15 protein-coding genes are annotated in these 19,340 nt (G+C 43.7%); 3 read left to right on the top strand and 12 right to left on the bottom strand.

All coding sequences use genetic code 11. The annotated features are described in order from the left end of the window. Position 1: 1 nt before the first annotated feature. The 6 genes from MHH50_RS06240 to cysT form a co-directional block, all read right to left on the bottom strand. Complete coding sequence (locus MHH50_RS06240; protein ID WP_312151082.1) at positions 2–382, bottom strand: GNAT family N-acetyltransferase; 381 nt, start codon at positions 380–382, stop codon at positions 2–4. A gap of 313 nt (positions 383–695) precedes the next feature. Continuing rightward, entirely contained in the window at positions 696–1,481 is a 786-nt protein-coding gene (locus MHH50_RS06235; protein WP_340034098.1) for an MBL fold metallo-hydrolase, read from the bottom strand. 139 nt (positions 1,482–1,620) lie between these two features. Next, on the bottom strand, positions 1,621–2,688 hold the full coding sequence (locus MHH50_RS06230) for a sulfate ABC transporter substrate-binding protein (RefSeq protein ID WP_340034097.1): 1,068 nt from the start codon (positions 2,686–2,688) through the stop codon (positions 1,621–1,623). A gap of 317 nt (positions 2,689–3,005) precedes the next feature. After that, positions 3,006–4,070 (bottom strand): sulfate ABC transporter ATP-binding protein, encoded by a 1,065-nt coding sequence (cysA, locus tag MHH50_RS06225; protein WP_076104838.1) that lies wholly within the window; start codon positions 4,068–4,070, stop codon positions 3,006–3,008. Position 4,071: 1 nt separating this feature from the next. After that, entirely contained in the window at positions 4,072–4,869 is a 798-nt protein-coding gene (locus tag MHH50_RS06220) for a sulfate ABC transporter permease subunit (RefSeq protein ID WP_076104839.1), read from the bottom strand. Then, positions 4,866–5,681 carry a sulfate ABC transporter permease subunit CysT gene (gene cysT / locus MHH50_RS06215; RefSeq protein WP_340034096.1) on the bottom strand — a complete coding sequence of 272 codons (816 nt, stop codon included), beginning with the start codon at positions 5,679–5,681 and terminating at the stop codon, positions 4,866–4,868. Before cysT ends, MHH50_RS06220 begins: the two co-directional genes overlap by 4 nt. 208 nt (positions 5,682–5,889) lie before the next feature. Between cysT and MHH50_RS06210 the strand changes: the two genes are divergently transcribed. Beyond that, complete coding sequence (locus MHH50_RS06210; protein ID WP_340034095.1) at positions 5,890–6,291, top strand: secondary thiamine-phosphate synthase enzyme YjbQ; 402 nt, start codon at positions 5,890–5,892, stop codon at positions 6,289–6,291. Between the two features lie 146 nt (positions 6,292–6,437). Here MHH50_RS06210 and MHH50_RS06205 read toward each other — a convergent pair whose 3' ends face one another. From MHH50_RS06205 to MHH50_RS06195, 3 genes are all read right to left on the bottom strand, one after another. Beyond that, complete coding sequence (locus MHH50_RS06205) at positions 6,438–7,019, bottom strand: TetR/AcrR family transcriptional regulator (RefSeq protein ID WP_036681739.1); 582 nt, start codon at positions 7,017–7,019, stop codon at positions 6,438–6,440. 3 nt (positions 7,020–7,022) lie between these two features. Continuing rightward, on the bottom strand, positions 7,023–7,655 hold the full coding sequence (locus MHH50_RS06200) for a YigZ family protein (protein WP_076099036.1): 633 nt from the start codon (positions 7,653–7,655) through the stop codon (positions 7,023–7,025). Positions 7,656–7,801: 146 nt separating this feature from the next. Then, entirely contained in the window at positions 7,802–9,157 is a 1,356-nt protein-coding gene (locus MHH50_RS06195) for a glucose-6-phosphate isomerase (protein WP_076304504.1), read from the bottom strand. Between the two features lie 235 nt (positions 9,158–9,392). On the opposite strand from MHH50_RS06195, the gene MHH50_RS06190 reads away from it, so the two are divergent. Beyond that, complete coding sequence (locus MHH50_RS06190) at positions 9,393–10,295, top strand: NAD(P)-dependent oxidoreductase (protein WP_076206557.1); 903 nt, start codon at positions 9,393–9,395, stop codon at positions 10,293–10,295. 1,832 nt (positions 10,296–12,127) lie between these two features. Here the strand turns inward: MHH50_RS06190 and MHH50_RS06185 are convergent. Further along, entirely contained in the window at positions 12,128–12,445 is a 318-nt protein-coding gene (locus MHH50_RS06185; protein ID WP_036681729.1) for a pyrimidine/purine nucleoside phosphorylase, read from the bottom strand. A gap of 33 nt (positions 12,446–12,478) precedes the next feature. Beyond that, positions 12,479–14,521, bottom strand: coding sequence for a transketolase (tkt, locus tag MHH50_RS06180; RefSeq protein WP_036681727.1), 2,043 nt, complete (start codon positions 14,519–14,521; stop codon positions 12,479–12,481). 303 nt (positions 14,522–14,824) lie between these two features. On the opposite strand from tkt, the gene MHH50_RS06175 reads away from it, so the two are divergent. Continuing rightward, positions 14,825–15,457, top strand: a complete 633-nt coding sequence (locus MHH50_RS06175) for a hypothetical protein (RefSeq protein ID WP_036681725.1) — start codon at positions 14,825–14,827, stop codon at positions 15,455–15,457. A gap of 87 nt (positions 15,458–15,544) precedes the next feature. On the opposite strand, the gene MHH50_RS06170 is transcribed toward MHH50_RS06175, so the two are convergent. After that, positions 15,545–19,339 carry a hypothetical protein gene (locus MHH50_RS06170; RefSeq protein ID WP_340034094.1) on the bottom strand — a complete coding sequence of 1,265 codons (3,795 nt, stop codon included), beginning with the start codon at positions 19,337–19,339 and terminating at the stop codon, positions 15,545–15,547. Position 19,340: the final 1 nt, after the last annotated feature.

Here is a 19,340-nt window from a genome sequence, read left to right as displayed (position 1 = left end):
CTTAAAATTCTATACCTCTAACCTTAGCGAACACCTTACTGTCATGCCGTTCCCCGTCATACCCAAGATTCGCACTGCGCAGGATCCCTTCCAGGGTAAAACCCGCACGTTCGGCTACCGCGGCACTTTTGGTATTTCGTGCACTACAAAAGATTTCGAGACGATTCGCCCCTAGTTCCCGTATGGCAAAAACTTTCTCTGATTCTTCTAATGTGGGTATTACTTGAGCAAAAGCCATCCAAGGTCTCAATTCATCTATACTTTCACGGATAGCCTCATACATGCTAACTCCATCTCCCCATAAAGGGGCACGAATGAGCAGCCTCTCTGTTTCAAAACTCTCGGGAAAATCAAGCAGGATTGGATCCTTGGAGTCAGCCACTTCGTACTCCTCCTTTGGAGATGATAATTATTCTAAATATGTAAAAATAATACGATATGCTTTTTGATTATATAGTATATATCGGGATCTGAATACTGAATGCAATAGAAATCACAAAAGGAACATCAACAGGCTGAAGTTGCCCGAATGATGTCCCTTTTTGATTTAGTGAATATCTCAACTAAAGCGGACCACTCCATTTATTGGCTTGAAGAGTTCATTAAACATATTCAACAAGGCGGAATATAACAGGTTTAAATAGGATCATGAAAACTTCCTTCCAGCAAAAGGGAGTTTTCTTTTTATCTAAATTTCAGCTGATCTCCAAAGATCCTAAGGGTATTCTCATCCCCGTCTCGGCCAGCGTAACATTTTCCGGTAAAATATATGATTTTCTCATATCCACATCATGCGACATATGGGTATAGATTGCCTTTTGAGGCTTCACAGTTTGCAGCAGCTCCGCTGCTTCCGTCATATCGTATACAGAACGAGTCGATAACTCCGCTGCTTCGTAATAGAAGCTTGTACCTAATACCAGCAAGTCAGCTCCATGCATCAGGCGTGTCTCTTCAGCTCCAAGAGAAATGGAATCTGGACAATACACCCATACATAGCCCTCCTTCTCCAGACGAAAAGCATACGAGTATCCATTCTTGCCATGGTTCACTTTCCAGGTATCAATTGTCCAGCCGTCTAGCTCTATGCCTTCATCACAAGGAATCATCTCGATCTGATTGCGCAGCCATGGATATTGCCGCTCTATTATCGGGATCACTTCTGCTGGGGCATAGAGCTGGCCCTTATATCCCATCCAGCGGCAAGAATCCGCCCATTCCGGCAGCCCACCAATATGATCAAAATGAGCGTGTGTCACCAGCAGTCTGCGCATATTCCGTACTCCCTGCGCCTCCATCTGACGCCGCCAGTCAGGCCCACAATCGATCACTAAAAAGTCACTGCCATTATCTATAAGTACAGAAGAGCGCAGGCGAATATTTTTACCCTGTTCCCTTGCCTCTGTACAGGTCTCACAACTGCAATATACCCGAGGAACCCCCATGGCATCCCCTGTACCCAAAAACACCAACGTATCCATCTGCTATCTCTCCTTCAGGTTCTCTTCAACGAAGTAATAAATCTAAATTACCCTCTCTCTATCTTAAAGAGACCCACCAAAAAAAGCCATCCCCACCACAGATGAACTGCTGGGATGACTCTTTTGTTATACCTCTACCTTATATTCCGGCAAGTACCTGATACCAAATTCCACGCTTGGAATAAAGTGAGCTTCGCACCTCATCCCAGCCTCCTAAATAGTTAATATCAAAGAGGCCCGCCGGATCAGGGTAATCGCTTTTGTGCTCAGCATAGACTTGTTTATCCACGGGACGAAAGCCATATTTTGCAAAGATCTCTTGTGCCTGTGGAGTTATCAAAAAATCAACCAGTGCTTCTGATGCTATGCGTGTCCCATGCTCATCCGCATATTTCTCTACAACAGCCGCCGGATTCTCAATCAGAATTGTATTTTTAGGAATAATGACTTCGTATTTGACTCCCTGAGCAATCCGAGCCAGCAGTTCATTCTCATAGGTGACAATTACATCCCCCACTCCATACTCGAAGGCTGCCATAGAAGCGCGGCCACTCTTATCCAGAGACTCTACATTGGCATGGATGCTTTCCAAAAAAGCTTTGGCTGCTGCTGGATCCTTTGCCCCCTCCTGCTCCTCTGACAGCTTCAGACCAGCCCCATAGATCGCGTTGATATCCCATTGCGCACCACCAGAGGTCTTCGGGTTTGGATATAACACTTTAATCCCTTGCTTGGCTAAGTCCGCAAAATCGCGAATGCCTTTGGGATTTCCTTCGCGGGTACCAAGAGCTACTACTGAACGTGTTACCATGCCTTCTTCACCCTGCTCTTTCCATGTTGGCGCTACGAGTCCAGCCTTAACTAGCTTCTCGACATCACCTTCCATGGCTAGCAGCGTCACATCCGCTTCAAATCCACCTACAATCGCTCGCGCCTGTGTCCCTGAAGCCTCATAAGACTCCTGAAAATTAATATCCTGACCCGTATCCGCCTTCCACTTGGCAGCAAATAACGGCAAAATATCCTGCATCGCATCCTTAGCCACACTGTATGCGCCAATTACCAGCGTAACCTCCCCTTGCTTCGAAGGCTCTGCCATCGTCGTAGCTGCCTTCTCATTCCCGCAACCGACTACTGTCAGCGTGAGTATGGCCAGCATTAGGGCAGCAAAACATCCGTGCAGTTGTCTGCTCCTTTTGATATTCATTGCGGCCCACATCCTTCGAGGTAATGATTTTTAATATTTCCTTGAAAGTAGCTCTATGGCTGAAACTTAAAATTCAAGTAACCAACGTTCGGTATTTGCCGTAATTACGCGGAATGTTTGAACTTTCGGCCGCTGTTGTTCCCAGATTTATTAATTTTATATCCTCAGCGGATTAAATCCGGAAACAAAGGCGGTCGCTCCGCTCCTACAGTTCCAAACTTCCACTTCATTACTTCTGGCCTTCACATCAGTTCCTCTAATCCTAGCGAATCACATTCGCTACTATCAAAAGAAATTGAAAATCATTTTATTTATTTTTAAATAAAAATCGGCATTGGATCTTCTTTCAGGTTGTTCTCCTGGATCCAGCTGCGCTCATCATTAAACAGATAAGCCCGATGTACCAGTACTGAGATTTCCTGACCCGGCTGCAAGGTTTCTTTCTCCAACGAACGGTAGGTGACCAGCTTGTGGCCATTTACTTCAACCTCAACGAGCCATTCGCTGCCGCGGAAATGCAGATGTTTCACAACACCTTTTTCCGTGGCAGAAGCCATCTTGAACTCATGCAGGTTACCCACTTCAATATATTCAGGACGAATCAGCGCTTTGGTAGGTTTTCCGTCCCCCGCTCCTGTAAAGCCTTTAACCTCAGAAGCGTTCTCAATCAACGTAGATTCGCCGATAAATGTTGCCACGAACGGTGTTTTGGGTTCCTTGTAAATATCCCACGGGGTACCCTTTTGTTCCAAACGTCCTTGATTAATGATCATAATTTCATCCGCTACTTCAATCGCTTCATCTTGGTCATGGGTTACAAAAATAGAGGTGATACCTACACGCTCAATCAGTTCACGCAGCCAAGCGCGCAGCTCCTGGCGGATCTTCGCATCAATAGCAGCAAAAGGTTCATCTAAAAGCAGCAGCTGTGGTTCAGGCGCAAGCGCACGTGCAAAAGCCACACGCTGACGTTGTCCCCCTGATAGCTGATGCGGATAACGTTTCTCGAACCCTTTTAACCCTGTAAGCTCTACAAGTTCCATAACACGATCGCGGATAGCTGTTTTGTTAGCCTTTTTAACCTTTAAGCCAAAAGCGATATTATCAAATACAGTCATATGTTTGAAGAGTGCATAGTTCTGGAAAACGAAGCCGATCCCACGTTCTTGAGGAGGAAGATTGTTCACCGTCTGACCATGAAAAATAATCTCTCCGGTATCCGGTGACTCCAGTCCCGCCAGCATACGTAGAATTGAGGTTTTCCCGCCTCCACTTGGGCCAAGCAATCCAATCAGGTGACCTTTTGTAATGGTGAAATTGACGTCCTTGACCGCATGAAAATCTCCAAAATGCTTGTTTAACCCCCGCACTTCTACATGCATATTACTGCACTTCCTTTCTTCTCTTGGTCCATTCCATCAACAGCAGCAGACCTGCGGAAAATGCAGCCAGAACTAGCGCTATTCCTCCAGCAGCCGTCACATTAAAATTCTCAACATCCTGATAGACTAAAGTTGTCGCCGTCTGAGTTTTGTTCATAATGTTCCCCGAAACCACAAGTACCGCGCCGAACTCTCCAAGTGAACGTGCCACCGTAAGAATGACACCATACACAACCGCCCAACGAATCGAAGGCCAAGTTACCTTCCAAAAAATAGTCCAGCTACGAGCGCCCAATGTCGAAGCCGCTTCCTCCTGCTGTGAACCAATCTCCTGAAGCACCGGCATAACCTCACGCACCATTAAAGGAAAGGTAACAAATAAAGTGGCAATGATCATCCCGGGAATCGCATAAACGATCTTTAGTCCAATCCCCTCAAAAATCGCTCCCAAGGTACTATCGGGACCCAGCAACAGGACAATCATCAATCCTCCGATTACAGGGGATACCGCGTAAGGCAAATCCACAATACTGTTCAATAATCCTTTTAGACGCTTGCCGATCCAGTTCGCCCGAACAAGATACAGAGCCATCATAATACCGAACAATGTATTTAATAACGTAACTACTATCACAACAAGCCCAGTCATCATGAGCGCATGCAGCGCTTCGGGCCTAGTCAGAGCATTCCAGAAACCACCAAATCCTTCACTAAAAGCACCGATAGCCATTTTTCCTAATGGAGCAGCAATGAGCAGAAAAAACACTAAATAAGTAAGAGCAATCCATAATTTCCTCATGAGCGTCTCCCCCGCATCTGCAGCATATTAATCAGCCAAAGAATGAGAAAGGATAAGGTCAAGAGAATAACAGAAACCGCAGCGGCGGAGACCGGATTATCACTTTCAACTTCACCAAAAATAAAAACAGATGATACAAGCGTACGGCCCGGAATATTACCTGCGACGAGTACCACTGCACCAAATTCCGCAAGCGCTCTTGAAAATGCGAGCATCCCACCACTGATCATCCCAGGCGCCATTGATGGAAGAATAATTTGCCAGAATACCCTTGCCCCCTTGGCACCCATTGTATATGCTGCTTCCTCTTCGGATGGATCCAACTCCTCCAGCAAGGGCTGAACCGCTCGAATCACGAATGGAAACGTCACGAACACCATAGCAATTACGATAGCCGGTTGATGAAAAACAATTTCAAATCCAAGTGCCTCAGCTGCTTTGCCGATAAGGCTCCCTGGTCCAAGCAGCAGTAGAATCATCAAACCTCCGACAGCTGTTGGCAGTGCAAAAGGTAAATCGACCAGACTGTTTAGCAGCGCTTTACCAGCAAATTGATAACGAATAAGGACCCAAGCAATCATAGTTCCTAACAAGACATTAATTAAAGTAGCGATAATCGCCAGCTTTAAGGTTAACAGCACCGACTTCCAAGCAATTGGATCGCTGACGCTTTCCACAAAATTGCCAAAACCAAGAGAAAAAGAGTTGTAATAGACCCCGAGTATGGGCAACACGATCAATACTACAAAATAGAGCAAAATTGTAGTTCGGAAACCCCAAGTCCAGCCTTTGTGTCTAAGCAGCGAATTCAATGATTTTTGCCCTCCCACCTCCGGATAACCGGTCGGTATACTAACCAAAATCCTCATTAATTATTCCTATTTATATACTTGGTTTTATATTATTACTACTTTACCAAATCCTTCTCACCGCCGTCAATTACTTTCAAGTGAATTTGGGTTAAAATATATGTATCAAAGGTACACTAAAAAATGGCACCTCACAGGAAGGGGATTGATTATGTTGCATACTCTGGAGATCACTACTGCAAAGCGGGATGAATTACGTGATATTACTCGGGAAGTCATTTCTTATGTGAAAAAAAGTGGAGTTCAAGACGGATTGATTGTAGTTTATTGTCCTCATACCACTGCTGGTATTGCTATTAATGAAAATGCGGATCCTGATGTGAAGCATGATGTTCTGATGCGTTTGGATGAGGTCTACCCTTGGGAGCATCCGAAGTATCGGCATGCGGAAGGCAATACTGCCTCTCATCTTAAATCTATTACTACCGGGCCTTCCCAGACCCTGATCATCCACGAAGGTGAATTAATTCTCGGTCGTTGGCAAGGTATTTATTTCTGTGAGTTCGATGGACCTAGACGCCGTCAATGTTTCTTAAAAATAGTAGAGGGATAATAAACATACAAATGGCCGCTTCCATTATCGCTGCGGAGCGGCCATTTAGACAATAACTAGAGTCTAGCAATACTTTCATCAAGTAGAGAAGCAGTGTTATACCAATGCACAGCTTTAAAGTGAAGATCTATAAAAAAAACAGCATGTTAAAGGCTGCGACATAAAACCTTTATATGAGCTAACGCTGCCTCTTTCACATCGTCAAACGATACTTTGTCCTGGATATAATAAGAAATAAATCCGTGTGCAGACAAGAACATTGTTAACGGCACATTCTGCCAGTCCTCAGACACATATCCCTCTTCCTTCATATGACGGCGCACAATACTGGAGAATAAATCAAAACATCGTCCCTGTTCTGCTCTACAATAAGCTAGCAATTCCTCATCGCGAATCATGAACATAATTTCATATTGATAGGGATGATCTATTCCAAATCTAATAAATTCCATAATCAGCTGTTCTACCCTTGTCATTCCTTCTTCAGGCGGTTTATTCATCACTTGACTGAGTAAAGCAGCCACATGATTAAAATCCTCTACAACAATAGCGTAGAACAACTCCGCCTTTTCCTTGAAATGATAATAGAGAGAGCCGTGGCTATATCCCAAATGCTGACCAATACTTCGCATTGAAATTGCTCGATACCCTTTGGTTATAAACAGATGCCTAGCGGCCTCTAAAATCCTTTCCCTCGACAACTCCTGCTCCACTGCTCTCCTTGCCATATACTAATCCCCTTCGCTGTAGTAAATCCGCCGCCCTTCTGTTATCAGGGCTTGCCCTTGGGTTAGATCTGTTATCCATGCCATAAAAGTGTCACCCTCATCATTTCGCGGCAAACATAACAACGTTACTTTGTCGGTGAACAAAGTCTCGCCAGTCTGAATCCCTCTTCCTCGAAGTTCGTTCTCAACCTTGCCCAGCCAAGTGTACTCAATCTCTACGAATACCTCTCGTCTCAGTACACGGGTGATTACTTCTCCTGCTTCAAGCGCAAGCACTGCTCCATCCGTATAAGCTCTAATCAGCCCACCGGCACCCAGCATAATGCCTCCGAAATAACGGGTCACTACGATTGCGACATTTTTAACTCCCTGATTGCGGATTACTTCCAAAATCGGTTTGCCGGCTGTACCACTCGGCTCCCCGTCGTCCGATTGCCTCTGGATTTCGTCTCTCTCCCCAATCACATAAGCAGAACAGTTATGCGTTGCGTTCCAATGTTTCTTCTTGATGTCCTCGATAAACAACAAAGCTTCTTCTTCATTCTCCACTGGCATAACATGACCAATGAAACGGGATTTACGGATCACAACTTCCTTTGAGCCGGAAGAGCGGACCGTTTGATATTGTTCTAACATAATTATTCCAGTCCTTATTTACATATGATGTCTTCATATAATGTCAGGAGCAGTCCTGGTATTGGATTACCTATGGACTGCTCCTGGTGACTTACATTAGTATGAATGTTCTGTGATTAATAGCCATTGTAAAACCTACTGCAATACTATTCAGTAAGTCTTGCTTCCAGCTCTGCTTTTTCTTTTTCGTAACCTGGTTTGCCAAGCAATGCGAACATGTTTTTCTTGTATGCTTCTACGCCTGGTTGGTCAAATGGGTTAACACCGAGCAAGTATCCGCTGATACCGCAGGCTTTTTCAAAGAAGTACACCAAATATCCAAAGGTGTATGGTGTTTGATCAGGAATAGTAACGATAAGGTTAGGTACTTGACCATCTGTATGTGCAAGCATTGTACCTTGGAAAGCTTTCTTATTCACGAAATCCATAGTCTTTCCTGTTAAGAAGTTCAAGCCGTCCAGATCATCCGGATCATTCTCAATCGTAACATGATGAGCTACTTGATCTACTTGGATAACCGTTTCAAAAATGTTGCGGTTACCTTCTTGGATAAATTGACCCATGGAGTGTAGATCTGTGGAGAAATCAACGGAAGAAGGATAAATTCCTTTGAAGTCCTTACCTTCACTTTCGCCAAACAATTGTTTCCACCACTCAGATACAAAGTGTAAGGAAGGCTCATAGTTGACGAGGATTTCAGTTGTTTTACCTTTACGGTATAGAGCGTTACGAACTGCAGCATATTGATAAGCTTGGTTAGTAGCTACATCTGGATTGTTGAACTCATCCGCAGCGGCAGCAGCACCTTGCATCATTTCTTCAATGTTAATGCCAGCTACAGCAATTGGCAGCAAGCCTACAGGTGTCAATACGGAGTAACGTCCGCCAACATCGTCTGGAATGATGAAGGATTCATAACCTTCTTCAGTTGCCAATTTCTTAAGGGCACCTTTTTCCTTGTCTGTAGTAGCGTAAATGCGTTTACGAGCTTCTTCCTTGCCGTATTTCTTCTCCAGAGCAGCGCGGAAAATGCGGAAAGCAATCGCTGGCTCAGTAGTAGTTCCAGATTTGGAGATTACGTTCACGGAGAAGTCTTTACCTTCTACTAGATCAAGCAGATGCGTGATGTATGTAGAGCTAATGTTATTACCAGCGAAATAAACTTCTGGAGTTTTGCGTTTATCTTTAGAAAGGTTATTGTAGAAAGAATGCGATAGCGCCTCAATAGCTGCGCGTGCTCCCAGATAAGAACCTCCGATACCAATTACAATCAGTACCTCGGAATCGCTTTGGATCTTCTTAGCAGCTTGTTGAATGCGAGCGAATTCTTCCTTATCATAAGCTGTCGGCAGATCGATCCATCCAAGGTAGTCAGAGCCTACACCCGTTTTGTTATGCAACTGTTCGTGTGCTAGCTTAACTGGGGCGGAAAGGTTGTCGATTTCTTGTTGGTTAAAAAACGAAAGAGCTTTTGTGTAGTCAAAATTAATCTTCTTAGACATCGGTAATGGTAACCTCCTGTTTTATCTCTTTAAATTTAAAACCGTTTGTTACAACTTTATAATTAGGATACTTTAATTTGCCTTGACTGGCAAGGTCTTAGGGCACATAGAGGGCATTAGAACCAAGTTTTCCAAAGTTCCTTGGAAGCGTTTCCTGTATCAAAAGACATAGGTATGCTGTGGTGCTGGACAAAGTGCCGTGATAGAATAAAGAAAACGGAAGGTGGCTATATAAATGAAACAAATCGGTTTTATCGGACTCGGAACAATGGGTGCGCCTATGGCCTCCAATTTACTACGTGGCGGCTTTCAGGTTACGGTATACAACCGTACGGCAGCCAAGTGTAAACCTCTTGAAGCAGAAGGTGCCCAGACTGCTCTCACGCCCCGCGAAGCGGCTGAGGGTAAGGATGTTATTATTACCATGATCAGCAATGATGATTCGGTTCGTGAAGTCTTTTATGGTCAAGATGGTATACTTGATGCTGTGAAGCCTGGTGGACTAATTATTGATTCCAGCACAATTTCACCAGGACTAGTTCGTGAGATTGCCGCTGCTGTAGAAGCGCGCGGTGGACATTTCCTAGACGCGCCAGTAACTGGAAGCAAACCGGCAGCGATTGAAGGAACCTTAGTGTTCATGGTCGGCGGTAGTGCTGAGGTCATAGAACAACATCGTGATATCTTTGATACTTTGGGTAAGAAGCTGCTACATATGGGTGAGAACGGCAGCGGCGCTGTGGCCAAGCTGGCTCACAATGCTATGGTTGGTATTCATAATGTTGCCCTAGCCGAAGGATTCGCCATTGCTGTTAAATCAGGCGTACCAGCAGACAAGTTCCTGGAACTGGTACAACTTGGTTCTGCGGGCAGCAAACAAGCTGAGCTTAAAGGCCGTAAAATCATAGAAGATGATTTCAGCAATCAATTCTCCCTCGCTCTAATGCTTAAGGATTTGAAGCTTGCCTCTGCCCATAGCGATTCAACAGGCGTTCCTTCTCCTATGCTGGGCTTGGCTAAAAGCATGTTCCAAGCTGGATTCACCCAAGGTTATGGTGAAGAAGATCTCTCTGCCGTAGTGAAATGTTACGAAGAGTGGATCGGCCAAAAGATGGGTGCAAATGTATCCAATAAATAAATCCAAGAGCTCAAAACCTACTTCATAAGAACATTTACGACCGCCTCGCACATGATATTGCGATGCGGTCTTTTCTTTATGGACAATCCCATTGTCAAACCAATTATACGAACGTTTGTTTGTGTATTTATAATACCAAATTAACAGTTGTAGTGCAAGAAAATATTGGTTGCTATGGAGTTACTCAGAACGTTGTGGTGGTGTTGGTGGGATAGTTACTAAGAAGGTCGCGAAGTACTGGTTTGTCGCAAAAGTTACTGTATTATTGATGAAACGGTGGATTGGTGCTGGTGGAGTTACTGATGAGTTGCTAAATAGTCGCTTAAAAGTTACTGAGGGAGTGCTGAATTGTTGGGTAAGTGCTGGAGAAGTTACTGGATGAGTTGTTAGATAATTTCAGAAAAGTTACTGAAGGAGCGCTGAATTGTTGGATAGATACTGGAGAAGTTGTTGGATAGTCACTGGGTGAGCTGCTGTTTAGTAGCAAATTGGTACCAAGTTGATTGCTTGATGACTACGGTATATCCCGTCTTTTCTGGAACCTCTCCCTCGCTCCAAACCTCAAGCTCCTTTTAACTAAGTAACCTCTGCGGTACACAGCTATCTCTATCGGACTCAGCTGACCTTATTCGCAGTATAATCTCACATTTCGCATGCTATCGGACTCCATAGTCGCTATTGGCATGAAAAACGCCAATTATGAGCCTGTTTCTATAGAATAGTTGCACTGGTGTCCGAAAACCTGCTCAAAAGACTATAAATTTGCTAATAGCGTCATCTGGGTCCTTAGCGGTAGGATTGGTGTTGACCCGGTACTACATTGGTGTTGATCTAGTGTTAACGCCATCTGGGTCCGTACGCAGTGGGTTGGCGCTAACCGTGTGCCAAAGTTGGTGATGACACAGCGCCATCGGACTCAGCTGACCTTATTTACAGCATAATCTCACATTTGGTATGCTATCGGACTCCATAGTCGCTATTGGCATAAAAAGCGCCAATTATGAGGCTATTTCCATGGAATAGCTGCACTGGTGTCCGAAAACCTGCTCAAAAGGCTATAATTTTGCTAATAGCGCCAGCTGGGTCCTTAAGCAGTAGGATTGGTGTTGACCGGGTGCTACAGCAGTAGGATTGGTGGTGACCCGGTACTACATTGGTGTTGATCTAGTGTTAACGTCATCTGGGTAGTTACGCAGTGGGTTGGTGCGGACCCGGTGCCTAAAGTTGGTGATGACACAGCACCTTCGGACTCAGCTGACCTTATTCGCAGTATAATCCCACATTTGGCATGCTATCGGACTCCATAGTCGCTATTGGCATAAAAAGCGCCAATTATGAGCCTGTTTCTATGAAATAGCTACACTGGAGTCCGAAAACCTGCTCAAAAGGCTATAAATTTGCTAATAGCGTCAGCTGGGTCCTTAAGCGGTAGGATTGGTGTTGATCCGGTACTAAATTGGTGTTGAATCCAGTGGTAATGTCATCTGGGTCCGTACGCGGGGAATGTTGTTGACCCGGTACTAAATTGGTGTTGCTCCAGCGCTAACGTCATCTGGGTCCGTACGCGGTGGGGATGGTTATGACTCAGTGCTAATTTGGTGATGATCCGATTCAGCCCTAACGTCATTTGAGTCCTTAAGCCTCAAAATAGAATGATGAATACATAATTGAACATCAAGCAATATCACCAACCAACAACACAAAAAGCAGCGATCCTCCAATAACAGGAGAACCGCTGCCTTGCTGACTTTTACGATTTTTAAATTGAATCCGGGTCGTCTCACTCATAGAAAAAAGCTACTTATAGGACAGCCCTTAGAAAAGTCTGTTTTCTATAGAACCGGGTAAGAACAGCAATAATCAGTTACTTCAAATACTTCCAACGCAAATTTAGAGTTGCCAGGAACATTGAACGTTGACGCTCCCTTAATCTCCTGCCATACCTCAGTGCCGGGAAGCAGCACTTTAAGATCGCCGGACAGAATCTCCATAATTTCAGGACCATCTGTACCAAATTCATACACACCCGGCAACATGATGCCCAGTGTCACCTTAGATCCATCTTGCAAAATTACCGTACGGCTGGTTACTTGTCCGCCATAATATACATTGGCTGCTTTTTCGATCGTTGCGTTGTTAAACTGACTCATTACTTGTTCTCCCCCTAATGATTATTCAGTTAATTACAGAAGTGCTTTCACACGGCTAACTACGTTCTCTACAGTAAAGCCGTATTCTTTCATAACTCTATCGCCAGGGGCGGAAGCTCCGAAAGTAGTGATGCCTAGGATATCGCCTTGGTCACCAGTGTAACGTTCCCAGCCGAAGGTTTGTGCCATTTCGATAGCAAGACGAGCTTTGACTCCTGGAAGAATTACGGAATCGCGATATTCTTTGTCTTGTTTTTCGAACAGATCCCAGCTTGGCAAGCTGATTACACGAACATCGATGCCTTCTTCTGCCAAAGCAGCTTGCGCTTTAACTGCCAACTGTACTTCAGAACCAGTTGCGATAAGTTGTGCTTGTGGAGTACCATTTTTGGAATCAGAGACAACATAACCACCACGTTTGATGTTTTCACGAACGCCATCTACGGTTCCAGCAAGAATTGGCAAGTTTTGACGAGTCAGAACCAAAGCAACCGGATTCTCTTTGTTTTCCATAGCATAAGCCCATGCTGCAGAAGTTTCGTTAGCATCAGCCGGACGAATAACAGTCAGACCTGGGATGATACGCAGGGAAGCCAATTGTTCGATTGGTTCATGCGTAGGACCATCTTCACCAACTGCAATACTGTCATGTGTCAATACATAGGTTACTGGCAATTTCATGATCGAAGCCAAACGAATTGCTGGACGCAGGTAGTCTGTGAATACGAAGAATGTTCCTCCGAATACTTTAAGACCAGTGTGTAGAGCAATACCGTTCATTGCAGCAGCCATACCAAACTCACGTACGCCGAAATAAATGTTGCGGCCATCATAAGATTCTGGTGTGAAAGATGTCAAACCATTCAAATGCGTCATAGTGGAGCTTTCCAAGTCAGCGGAACCACCCACTAGCTGAGGAACGCCAGCAGTCAGACCGTTAAGCGCACTACCGGAAGCGACACGAGTCGATACTGCTTTATCTTCAGTAGTGTAAGTTGGAAGGTTAGCATCCCAGCCTTCTGGAAGATCGCCATTGATTACAGTTTCGAATTGTGCAGCCAGCTCTGGATATGCTTTTTTGTAAGCCGCAAATTTGTCGTCCCAAGCTTTGTTAGCTGCGATTCCATTTTTCTTCACTTCTGCAAAATGTGCACGAACTTCATCAGGCACATAGAAATCTTCTTCGTATACCCATTTGTAGAAATCTTTGGTCAGCTTAGCTTCTTCTGCTCCAAGTGGGGAACCGTGAGTACCGCCATGGCCGCCTTTACCTTGTTTGTTAGGGCTACCATAACCAATAACTGTCTTCACTTCGATCAAAGTCGGTTTGCTAGTCTCAGCTTGCGCCTCAGCGATAGCTTTTTCAATAGCCGGAAGGTCATTTCCGTCTTCTACGCGCAGAACTTGCCAACCATAAGCATCAAAACGTTGAGCTACATTTTCGGAGAAAGAAAGATTCAATTTACCATCAAGGGAAATATCATTTGAATCATACAATACAACCAATTTTCCGAGTTTCAAATGACCAGCAAGAGAAGCGGACTCAGAAGAGATCCCTTCCATAAGGTCACCGTCACCACAAATAGCATAAGTATAGTGGTCAACTACGTTATGTCCTTCTTTGTTGTAGGTTGCGCCCAATTGAGCTTCGGCCATAGCCATACCAACGGCCATACCAATACCTTGTCCAAGCGGACCTGTAGTTGCATCAACACCAGCTGTGTGACCAACTTCCGGGTGACCAGGAGTCAAGCTACCCCATTGACGGAATTGTTTCAATTCTTCCATAGGAAGATCATAGCCGCTAAGGTGCAGCAAGCTGTACAGAAGCATGGAACCATGTCCAGCGGACAATACAAAACGATCGCGGTTTACCCATGTTGGATGATCAGGGTTATGATTCATTGTTTTTGCAAACAGTTGGTAGCCCATTGGTGCAGAACCCATTGGCATACCTGGATGGCCGGAATTCGCTTTTTCGATAGCATCAATAGCCAACGTACGAATTGTTGTGATAGACAGGTTATCTACTGTTGAGTTTTCTTCCTTCTGGATCGCTTGTTCTTGTTCACTCATTTAATAGTTCCTCCTCTGAAATCTCAAGAATGTCATTTTGACTCTTATTGTATCACTAGTGTGGAAGCAATTCCAATTGTTTTTAAAAACTCTTTGTTTGACAGCTTATGTTTTGCAATATCTACGCATTTATATACGCAAAAGTAACTATGTCATGAGACGGGTTTTTACTTAGCCTATGGTCTAGTTTTCTATTGCGACTAAAGTTTGTTTTACAATGCTCGAATATAAAGTAAGATGGAGTTACACAAGTAAAATTTTCATTCATTATCCAATATCTCCAAGTGGAAAGGAATTCTGAACATGACTTCGAAAAAGGATGTTTATATTGTGCTTACCGGTACAGGTACAGCCTTCAGTGGTTTCATTAAGTGGTTTACAAAAGCTGATCTGAACCATGCTTCGATCGCCTTTGATAGTGAACTACGTGAGGTGTACAGCTTCGGAAGAAAAAAAATGCACAATCCATTCGTCGCGGGTCTGATTCAAGAAAATTTCATTCACCCTTTCTATAGCAGCGCAAATTGCTCTATTTATCAGTTACGTGTCAGTGCCACGGAATACGATGCCATGTACAATCATGTCCAAGGGATGATGAAAAATCAGGAACGTTATAAATACCATCTTTTAGGCCTGATCGGCGTACTTCTAAATGTTAAAATAGATCGAGAGAACGCTTATTTCTGCTCTCATTTTGTTGCTTCCTTATTTGAAAATACCGCAGTTCAGCCTGTGAATAAGCCTTCCTGCTTTGTTACCCCGGAGGATTTCGCTCTTTCACTCTGTTCCCATAAAATATTCAGCGGCAAGTTATCCTATTATGTGCGTAGAGCTCAAAGAGCCTCTGCACGTTCGACGAATATACCTTTACATACCCCTTCCGTTGCTACAAGAATGATGAGAATGAATGAAGAACGGACTGAAGGAGTTATATAAGTTGTTGCTCGTAAAAAAGGGCTATGCGGGTCGTATTTCCGCGTAGCCCTTTTTAGATGGAAAAAGGATAAAGTCGTAGATGTATCATTACTTCACACGATGGTTCCGAAAATATTCGGACCAATCGCCAGCGATCACAACAGTAACTGTATCTATTTTGGTATTGTACTCATTCTTAGCTGTGAAGGTAAAGGTCACTGGACCATCGGGAAGTTTCACAAATGCCGGATTATAAAATTCGCCTGTCCACAAGGTTTTATCACTGTTCGTTGGATTTAGTTGCGTAGAATAACCTCCCGTCATCGTTACCTCAACAGTATCAGGTAGACCGGTTGCTATCCCTTGCAAAATAAATCGCTCACCTGCCCAAAACACATTATAGCCTCTTGGACTCTCCTCATTACCGCTCTTGTTCAAATTGTAGCCTTTACGGTTGTTATTCCATTCCTCTGTGTGCTGGACCCCACCTTTAATACTCAGTAGATTAACCATGAAATATTTACGCGCTGAGATATTACTCCAGTTATAACCATCAAAAGCTTCCACTTCCACGGCATATTTTTCGTTCTCAACCAATATTCCCGCGGGCACTTGCCACTGTTTGGCACTTGAATTTTGTTCGCCAGATTGAACCTTAACCATCCCTGTCGCCAAGTTGATAATTTGTACCTTATACCGCTGTTGTTCATCTCCATCCTCATCTTGATAATCCCACTTGATGATTGGTGTAAGCGTACTTGCGATCATAGGCTTACTTGAGTCAGTACTTGTTGGGTACGTTATCGTTACGGTCGGTTTACGGTTGGCTACGGTGATACTCAGAGATAGCTCTCGATACAGTCCTAGAGAATCCGTAACGGTTTGTTTCAAGGTAAAGACGCCATTTGAGGTGAATTTCTTCGTAAATTCAGCTTGAGTACTAGCCAATCCTTCCGTCCCGTTAGATGATTTCAAATCATACTTATGGCTGATCGTATCTCCTTTTGGAAGGTCTGGATCCGTCGCTTTGCTCTTGATATTTAGAAGATCCGTGCGATAAATCGGCTCTTTGGCAGCATCTCTGCCTGTATCCGTGATAAGTGTGAATCCGGGCTGCGGCGGATTGTCGATGATAAACGTTTTTTCGTTAGATATTTCTGACCAGCTTAATTTGGAATAAGCCCGCCCATATACGGTGAAGTATTCAAAGCGATTAAATGTATGGTTAGGGAGTTGATACTGCCGCAGCTGACCTGTGGTGTCAAGGTTTTCAACTGTCTTAACTAAGAGTCCGTCTTTCGAAAAAAATTCTAAACGGTACTTCTCCTGCGGATCACTCTCTGGGTCTGTATAATTCCATTTAATTAATGGATCTCCTTGTATTTCGGCATCTATAACGGATGGATTGGTTACGGTTCCCGCCGGGGTTATCAATGTCATTGAGGGCGCTAGATTTTTAGTAACACTCACCTTCAACGTAGCTATATTAGACTTATCACCGATCTGATCGATAACCCAGTGTTCCAATGTATAGATACCGGACTCAGGAAAATTAACATCAATACTAGGAGTTCGAAGCCATTGCGTAATGCCATCACTATCCGTTACTTTCCAGAAGTATTGCAGACTAGCGATGTCGGAGGGATCTCCATCCTCATCAAAAGATGTATATTGTCGGGTATCATATTGGAATACTGCCGATGGACCATTAATAGCAGCTGTTGGAACATGATTTTTAACAGTAAATACGCGTGTTGCATTGGAACTTAAAGCTCCAATACTTGAGGGATTAGGTACATCTGTTGCCTTAAGGCGCATTTCCCATCCTTCTGATATAGCCTGCTGCGGTGAAATTCCGTTTCCAGCAATAAGATCTCGTATCGTCAAAGATTGGTTGCGGTTACTGCCAGCATAATAATAAGGACTATTGTTGAGTTTGGCGTACCATAAATAAGCAAGCGAATCTCCATCTTCATCAGGATCTGGTGTTAGATTATCCATTGTAATTACAGTGTCTCGATATACTTCAGCTGGCATGTTAAATGCTGCTGCGGGTGGGTGATTAATCACCTGAACATTTTGACGATACCAATCTGACCATAATCCTCGGTTGTCATGTACTTGTAAACTAATTTGATAATTACCAATTCCAAAAGCTGCGATATTAGGTGGCGTTGTAGCTCCACCCCAATGCTCCCAAACTTTGTTCCAACCGTCTTTGATAACCGTCCAGTAATACACATCTAATGGATCATTATCCGGATCAAACGATTTGTCTGTTATGGTAGTAGCTTTGCGATAGGAAACAATATTAGGATCAACACTAAATAACGCTACGGGAGGTAGATTACCTGCAGCCCCCACCGTCCTTACACACCAGTCGCTCCAGACCCCCAACCCATTTTCGCCATCGACATCACGTACTCTAAGGCGTATGTCATATTGTACAGAACTCGGTAATTGAGCTGGCGGTTGACCATCTGTCCATATTTCAGAATCAGTTTTTTTATACTGCCATTGCCAAGCTATAAGTCCCTTATTAACAGCCGTGATGTGGTCCAAATCGTAGGAACTATCTGTTAGCAGAAGAGATCCCCACGCCAGTTTGGCAGCAAACAATGCAATTGGCTTCCGATGAACATGATAGGTCATTGAAGATAAATTATCTCGGCTCCATAAACGATAGACATCGAATCTGTCATCGTTTTTAGGATTATCTCGTGCTTGAAAGGTTGCGTTATAGAGTCCGCTATATGGAAAGGAGGTATACCTTTCTGAACGCCATAACCCACTATCCGAAATGATACCCATCGAATTATCGAAGAAATACGGGTTATGATCGTATCTATAGCGTTCTTGATATTTAGAATCTCCTTCATAGTCCTTGTATGTGGTTGATACGTCTATAGGAGTGTTAATCAATATAAAGGATTTATTCCTAAGCCTATAGGATACATTAACGACCAACGATTTCTCATCCTTATAATTATAGGGATCCACAACCTTGATAATGATATTGTGTCGTCCGGGAGGAATTCCGTCTGCCAAAACATCTATTGGGATGGAAAACCATTTATTATTTAGTGCCTGTTGGACATTGACTTGTTTATAGAACACATTAGGAATTTCAGCACTAACGACTAGATCATTATTGTCCACATCTCGAACATATCCTTCGATATTCATACCACTGAATCCTGGCTCATTCAGTAGCTGCTGCTCGCTTGGTGTAGTCACTGTGAGCGTAGGTGCTGAATTTATTACTAGAGGTATGTTAACCCAATCATAATATACGTTGTTATGCCAACCATTCATCCATTCGTTAGGTTGGTGTTGCGCATCACTTGCTCTTAGTGCGACTTTAAGGGCTTTTGGAATGCCATACTTCGCTGGATAGGCATAACTTTCATAAAAAGCGGTTGTATTTCTGTCAAGGTTAAACTGAAGACTATCCGAACTTTTCACAGGTGGCATTTCTTCAATTCTCCATGAGGCATCAGTAGCATAATCAGTATTACCACTTCCATCTGTCCTGTACATATAACTGTAAATATTAAGAAATCTAGTACGCTGCGTATCATAGTACCAATTAATATCCCCTGATGTTAAAACTACAGGCGCATCAGGTACATAATCGTAGCGCAGTATTCTTGTTGTTAGATCAAAAGTAATATTGGTTAGGGTCATAGCAGGCATATTCAAACTTAAAGATCCTATATTCCCCATAGCTGGCTCCCAAGGAGTTGTTTTATTAAATCCTTCAAGACGGATATCCATAAAATTGATGATATTTGGGTCACCTGTCGCCTCTACCTTTGCACTCCCCGAATAAAATTCAGGGAATGAAAGAAGTAGTAATACAAGGGCCATAAACGTTGAAATTGTTTTTTTTAATTTCTGCATC

It is taken from the genome of Paenibacillus sp. FSL H3-0302 (assembly GCF_037982245.1).
Classification (GTDB): domain Bacteria; phylum Bacillota; class Bacilli; order Paenibacillales; family Paenibacillaceae; genus Paenibacillus_AQ; species Paenibacillus_AQ odorifer.
Note: the sequence above shows the minus strand (reverse complement) of the source record. Positions and strands in the feature narration are given on the sequence as shown.

Bases quoted from the DNA above. Each gene is read 5' to 3' on its own strand.
- MHH50_RS06170 (WP_340034094.1), bottom strand. From the start codon at position 19,339: ATGCAGAAATTAAAAAAAACAATTTCAACGTTTATGGCCCTTGTATTA.
- cysA (WP_076104838.1), bottom strand. From the start codon at position 4,070: ATGCATGTAGAAGTGCGGGGGTTAAACAAGCATTTTGGAGATTTTCAT.
- MHH50_RS06205 (WP_036681739.1), bottom strand. From the start codon at position 7,019: ATGGCAAGGAGAGCAGTGGAGCAGGAGTTGTCGAGGGAAAGGATTTTA.
- MHH50_RS06175 (WP_036681725.1), top strand. From the start codon at position 14,825: ATGACTTCGAAAAAGGATGTTTATATTGTGCTTACCGGTACAGGTACA.
- tkt (WP_036681727.1), bottom strand. From the start codon at position 14,521: ATGAGTGAACAAGAACAAGCGATCCAGAAGGAAGAAAACTCAACAGTA.
- MHH50_RS06210 (WP_340034095.1), top strand. From the start codon at position 5,890: ATGTTGCATACTCTGGAGATCACTACTGCAAAGCGGGATGAATTACGT.
- MHH50_RS06220 (WP_076104839.1), bottom strand. From the start codon at position 4,869: ATGAGGAAATTATGGATTGCTCTTACTTATTTAGTGTTTTTTCTGCTC.
- MHH50_RS06230 (WP_340034097.1), bottom strand. From the start codon at position 2,688: ATGAATATCAAAAGGAGCAGACAACTGCACGGATGTTTTGCTGCCCTA.
- MHH50_RS06200 (WP_076099036.1), bottom strand. From the start codon at position 7,655: ATGTTAGAACAATATCAAACGGTCCGCTCTTCCGGCTCAAAGGAAGTT.
- MHH50_RS06190 (WP_076206557.1), top strand. From the start codon at position 9,393: ATGAAACAAATCGGTTTTATCGGACTCGGAACAATGGGTGCGCCTATG.
- MHH50_RS06235 (WP_340034098.1), bottom strand. From the start codon at position 1,481: ATGGATACGTTGGTGTTTTTGGGTACAGGGGATGCCATGGGGGTTCCT.
- MHH50_RS06185 (WP_036681729.1), bottom strand. From the start codon at position 12,445: ATGAGTCAGTTTAACAACGCAACGATCGAAAAAGCAGCCAATGTATAT.
- MHH50_RS06195 (WP_076304504.1), bottom strand. From the start codon at position 9,157: ATGTCTAAGAAGATTAATTTTGACTACACAAAAGCTCTTTCGTTTTTT.